General features: G+C 62.6%; 5 protein-coding genes and 1 pseudogene. 5 read left to right on the forward strand and 1 reads right to left on the reverse strand.

Annotated features, from left to right (window positions below; all coding sequences use genetic code 11):
- Positions 1–970: 970 nt before the first annotated feature.
- The 4 genes and pseudogenes from ABIB27_RS19130 to ABIB27_RS19145 all read left to right on the forward strand — a co-directional run.
- Entirely contained in the window at positions 971–1,306 is a 336-nt protein-coding gene (locus tag ABIB27_RS19130) for a LysM peptidoglycan-binding domain-containing protein (protein WP_354254679.1), read from the forward strand.
- 112 nt (positions 1,307–1,418) lie between these two features.
- Positions 1,419–1,694 carry a hypothetical protein gene (locus ABIB27_RS19135; RefSeq protein WP_354254681.1) on the forward strand — a complete coding sequence of 92 codons (276 nt, stop codon included), beginning with the start codon at positions 1,419–1,421 and terminating at the stop codon, positions 1,692–1,694.
- A gap of 259 nt (positions 1,695–1,953) precedes the next feature.
- The gene (locus ABIB27_RS19140) at positions 1,954–2,517 is read left to right on the forward strand and encodes a dihydrofolate reductase family protein (RefSeq protein WP_354254683.1); all 564 of its coding nucleotides are present in this window, start codon (positions 1,954–1,956) and stop codon (positions 2,515–2,517) included.
- A 300-nt stretch (positions 2,518–2,817) separates the two neighbouring features.
- Positions 2,818–3,333 (forward strand): annotated as a pseudogene (locus ABIB27_RS19145) (IS701 family transposase); the annotation flags it as partial.
- A 497-nt stretch (positions 3,334–3,830) separates the two neighbouring features.
- On the opposite strand, the gene ABIB27_RS19150 reads toward ABIB27_RS19145, so the two are convergent.
- Positions 3,831–4,562, reverse strand: coding sequence for an HAD-IA family hydrolase (locus tag ABIB27_RS19150; protein ID WP_354217072.1), 732 nt, complete (start codon positions 4,560–4,562; stop codon positions 3,831–3,833).
- Between the two features lie 101 nt (positions 4,563–4,663).
- On the opposite strand from ABIB27_RS19150, the gene ABIB27_RS19155 reads away from it, so the two are divergent.
- Positions 4,664–4,789, forward strand: coding sequence for a hypothetical protein (locus ABIB27_RS19155; protein WP_354254684.1), 126 nt, complete (start codon positions 4,664–4,666; stop codon positions 4,787–4,789).
- Positions 4,790–4,932: the final 143 nt, after the last annotated feature.

Raw genomic sequence — 4,932 nt, forward strand, 5'->3', positions numbered from 1 at the left:
GGAGACAGACATTGGTGATGATCCTGATTCTCGCCCTACGAATTAGACGAAGTTGCTATGAGGTACTGGCCTCACCCAACCCTGACACGTAGGGGCTACGGCAGCGATCCATTCGGGAGCACGGCACGTCCGTTCCATCCGGGCGAGCTACTAGTCCCGCTGGCTTTGGACCCCCTTCGGCGATCCGCAGCCCTTCGAGAACCTCGATAGCTACACGGCAGAGAAGATCCCCGACCGGTTCACGCTTGAGTCCCTGAACGACTACTGCCGCGCCCTCGGCATCGAGCGTGACAACTCAGGTTTCTACGCCTCGGAGGGGTTGCTCATCGAAGAGGACACGAGTAGCTGGACACACAAGCCCAGCCAATTGAGAAGCACCGAACGGTTGCACGACACCATTTAAGCCGGTGCACTGCTGGAGGATCCTTAAACGGCGCGCCCTCCTGCCACTTATCTCTGCGACTTACGCGCCAAATAGCTCTGCGATTCACACCCTCCGGTGGCGATCTTTGCTCCTGTTCATAGGGAGAACATGTCGTCGGACGCTAGTGACCGGCGAGGTATTCGTCCTTTACGCTCAGTTGGTCTATTCGGAAAAAGACTCCGCGGGTCGGAGCGCATGGGGGTTTGTGATGGCTGGAGCCAGCGGTTTCTCAATTGATAGGAAGGCCCCGCGAACGGGCTTTCGAGTTGCGGTACTCGCCGTTTTGCTGTCAGCCGGGTTGGCCGCATGAACGTCGGGACCGTCGTCGATCGAAAAGGTGATGGCGTCGCCAGCCGTCGTCACGACTGGAACGGCACCGGCCGACCCCGGGAAGTCTTCCCTGGCGGGGCCGACGGTTACCGATTCGTTTGGGAACGTGGATTACTACGCCACCGTCCCCGGTGACATGTCAGCGGAAGTGGCTGCATCCTTCCACATCACCGAGAGAAACTCGCTGAATTCAATGGGCTTCAGCCCGGGAGCACGTTGGCACCCAACACAAAGCTTCGACTGATCCCACCTCCAGGCCCGATCAAGGGCGCGAAGGGGACGGCTACTGTCGACGAAAACGGCATCCCCACTAGCTATGTCATTGAAGCCGATGACACCCTTGGCGGGATCACCTACCGGTTCGGAATCACCCAGGAGCAGCTGGCCGAAGCGAACAACGTCCCGTGCGTGTACGAAAAGGGCAACACCTACTTTGTCCGTGCCGGCAACCACATCCAGCTGCAGAAAAATCCGGTCGACAGCCTCCGGTTGAGGAACAACCGTCAACAATTCATTCGGCCAGACCATCTTCTACACCACCGTCGACGGTGACTCGTTCGACAGCCTCGGTTTCAAATTCCGGTGCACTACCGACCAGTTGCTGCAGTTCAACCCGTCCCTGACCGCGGACCGGCCCATCCCCGCGGAGACCAGGGTGAGACTCATGCCCGGCGAGCTAAAGATCGACGGCGCCCAAGGCACCTTCACCGCCGACGCTGACGGGATACCCCAGACCCACACCACCGCGCCCGGGGATACCGAGCGAAAGATCTCCTTCCGTTTCGGAGTTTCGGAGCAGGCGAATCTGGAATGCGCGAACCGCCCGCTCACCGGCACCGCCCGCGTCTGGTACGCCTTCACAGACCTGTCCTCCGGGGAGTTGGCCCCGGGCCAGACCATTAGCCTCAACCTGACCAACCCCTCCACAAATGCCCCCTAGGAAGGCATCTGGTGGGGCGGGATCAGCCCCGTCTGCTCCCAGCGGCAGATTGCTCGCGCCCTCACGTTGGCCTGACTATCCATGATGGATATATAGCCCGGAGTCGGCAGACCCTGCTCACTGTCCCGTAAAGGATCCTTTCCGTACGGAGCATCTGCTTGGCGTGGTGGTCAACTGGCCCTCGGTGTGGCCTGACCGATGACTCTTCCGCGCCGTGCTGGTCTGTACAGCCAATACCGACTCACGGGAGACTGGCGCCATGCGCAAACTGACCTTCGGCATGAACCTGAGCCTGGACGGCTACATCGCCGCGCCCGGCGACGACCTCGGCTGGAGCGTACCGAGTGACGAGCTGTTCCAATGGTGGTCCGACCGGGTGGGGGCGACGGGCCTGGCGCTGTACGGGCGCAAACTGTGGGTGACGATGAGCTCGCACTGGCCGACAGCCGACCAGCAGCCTGGCGCCACACCGGCGCAGATCGAGTTCGCCCGCCGCTGGCGGGATATGCCGAAGGTGGTGTTCTCCTCGACGACCAGCACGGTCGACTGGAATACCCGCCTGATCACCGGCGACGCGGTCACCGAGATCACCCGGCTCAAGGCCGACGACGGCGGCCCCATGGACATCGGCGGTGCCACACTCGCCGCGGCGGCCATGCGGGCCGGGCTGATCGACGAGTACGCGATCGTCACCCATCCGGTCCTGGTGGGCGGCGGCACGCCGTTCTTCACAGCCCTGGACAACTGGGTGAACCTGAGCCTGGTGGAGACCCGGACGTTTCCCGACGGTGTGGTCCTTACCAGGTACGAGACCAGGAGCTGAGTGCCCGGCGTCGAATCAGCGCGGGCTTCGGGCCACCCAAGGATCTCGTGGCGCTGTGTTCCGAGGCGATGGTGACGTTCCTGCCGGATCCTGTTCTTCACCGCAGACGATCCGTCCGGATAGGGATCCCGGAGCGGGCACCGAACGGCTGCTCCGGCCCTTTCCCGAATGTCAGTTCCGAAGTCCCTGTACTAACTGCATTTGCATTAGCCTCCCACCCTGGTTGCAGGAAGGGGGCGTCTTCGTGCGACCGAAAATGCGGCCTCAGCGGTGAAGCTCGGCATCTGGGGGACCCGGGGAGGGATTCTGGCGATTGACGAAACGGGGTTCCTGAAGAAGGGCACCGCTTCGGCCGGGGTGGCCCGCCAGTACTCCGGCACGGCCGGGAGGGTGGAGAACTCTCAGATCGGGGTATTCCTAGCCTACGCGTCACCGCTGGGACGCACCTTCCTTGACCGGGAGCTGTACCTGTCCAAAGCCTGGACCGAGGACCGGGAACGCTGCACACGTGCGGGAATCCCGGAGGACCGGGCCATGGCCACGAAACCGATGCTCGCCGCCGACATGATCGAACGCGCCCTGGACGCCGGGATAGAGGCCGCATGGACGACCGGGTACGCAGGCTATGGCCAACACACGGGCCTGCGCCGCCGGCTGGAGGCCCGCGGCATGCATGACGTCATGGCAGTGCCCATGAACCAACGCGTCATCACTCCCGGCCCTGGTTTGCTGGGGACCGAGTGGCGGGCCGATGAGCTCTTTGCCTCCCTGGACGGGCGCGCCTGGCGCACCCGCACCGCCGGGACCGGCAGCAACGAACGCTCTCGCTGAGTGGATGCGGTTGAATCATCGGTCAACGCTAGTCCAAATCGTCGAATCCAATCGGCCAGTCGATCAGCGACCCGGTGCGCAGCAGCCACAGCGCCGTGGCGCGAGATTGGTGCAGAAGATTCTTGAAGAGTGCACGAGGGTGCACGGGACTTCTGACAATTCAACCTCAGTAGTCGCCTGCACTCGCCCCGTCCTGCCGCATGGACTGGTGCAGACGACTTCTGAAATGACAATTCCGCGAAAATCAGAGCTCTGACGCCGGAGCGGTCACCCAGCCGGTGAGACGGCTCATATCCCTAGCCATGCAAGACGGCGCCTGCTGCCGACAACTGCGACATCGAGCGATTACAGAACGCCGCCACGAAGCGCCGAACTCCACGCGGGTGCATCGGGCCAAAGTTAGATGACAATGTCATCGATGACATTGGAATACCTTCGAGGCATAGGTAGGCGCTTCATGGACGCTGTTGGCAGCCGGGGGATTACCTGTCTGGGGACTTACGCCGCGCGATGTGGATACCGCCCGCAGTTGCCGAGAATTCGAGGTCAACCAGGCTGGTGATAACGAGGTCAGCATTCAGATCCGCCGCTGCGTGTGTACCCGCCACCGCCAGGGTCGTGCACCCGGCATCATGCGCGGAGCGCAGACCAGCCGCTGCGTCCTCGACGACGAGGCAGCGGCCGGGGTCGAAACCCAGCCGCTGGGCGCCGAGCGCGAAGGGTTCAGGGTCCGGTTTGCCGCGCACCACGTCGTCGAAGGTGACTACCACGCGGGGTGGCACCAGTCCGGAAGCCGTGATTCGTGCCGTAGCCAGGGGCCGCGTACACGAGGTGACAATCGCTTTGCGATATTCATTGATGGCCGAGAGCGCTTCGGCGGCTCCCGGAAGGACGGTGATGCCGCCGACTTCGGCGATCTCGATTTGTTGAATGCGCTCAAAGGCTTCGTCGAACTCCTCGGTCGGAACCAGGGAAGCCACAATGTCCCGGGCCGGCTGGCCGTGGGCGCCGTCCAGGAACGATGGATCGAGTCCACGTTCGGCACACCAGGCGAGCCAGGCCCGACGCACCGCGGGGGTCGAGTCTATGAGAGTGCCATCCATATCGAACAGGACAGCGTCAAACGTCTGCCCGATCACGGGTCGCAAGGGTCGGCTCACGTCAGCGGTATCGGCTCCGGAGACAGGGATGGTGCGTTCATTGAGCTGGGTCATGGATGCGGCGTCTTTCTTTCTCGGCGATGTGGAATGGATTTCGGGCAGATCGCCTGTGGAATCGCAACAGTTTGGGGCGATTTGCTGGATCAGCTTCATCAATGGGAGTGGACAAAGTCTTTGCCTACCCGGGCGACGGGATCAACGCAATCGTGGCAGCCTTCAGGAAGACCGAAGACCAGCTTGCGGTCGGCGTCTCCGGATCGAGCGGCGAAATCTTCAGCTAACGCTTGGGACGGCGTCAGAATGTGGTTTCCGCGCTGCCCTGTTGAGAGATTCCAACACCCGCGCGTTGTTTGCCGCGTCCGTGAGATTGTAGCGGAGCGGCCTACCGTTGAGGACGCTGTCGGCGAAGTGTTCGCCCATCCGG

Origin of the sequence: Arthrobacter sp. UYEF21, assembly GCF_040546085.1 — a bacterium.
In the GTDB taxonomy this organism is placed as follows: Bacteria; Actinomycetota; Actinomycetes; order Actinomycetales; family Micrococcaceae; genus Arthrobacter.

Coding starts and splice junctions, on each gene's coding strand:
- ABIB27_RS19135 (WP_354254681.1), top strand. CDS start 1,419: ATGCCCGGCGAGCTAAAGATCGACGGCGCCCAAGGCACCTTCACCGCC.
- ABIB27_RS19140 (WP_354254683.1), top strand. CDS start 1,954: ATGCGCAAACTGACCTTCGGCATGAACCTGAGCCTGGACGGCTACATC.
- ABIB27_RS19150 (WP_354217072.1), bottom strand. CDS start 4,562: ATGACCCAGCTCAATGAACGCACCATCCCTGTCTCCGGAGCCGATACC.
- ABIB27_RS19155 (WP_354254684.1), top strand. CDS start 4,664: ATGGGAGTGGACAAAGTCTTTGCCTACCCGGGCGACGGGATCAACGCA.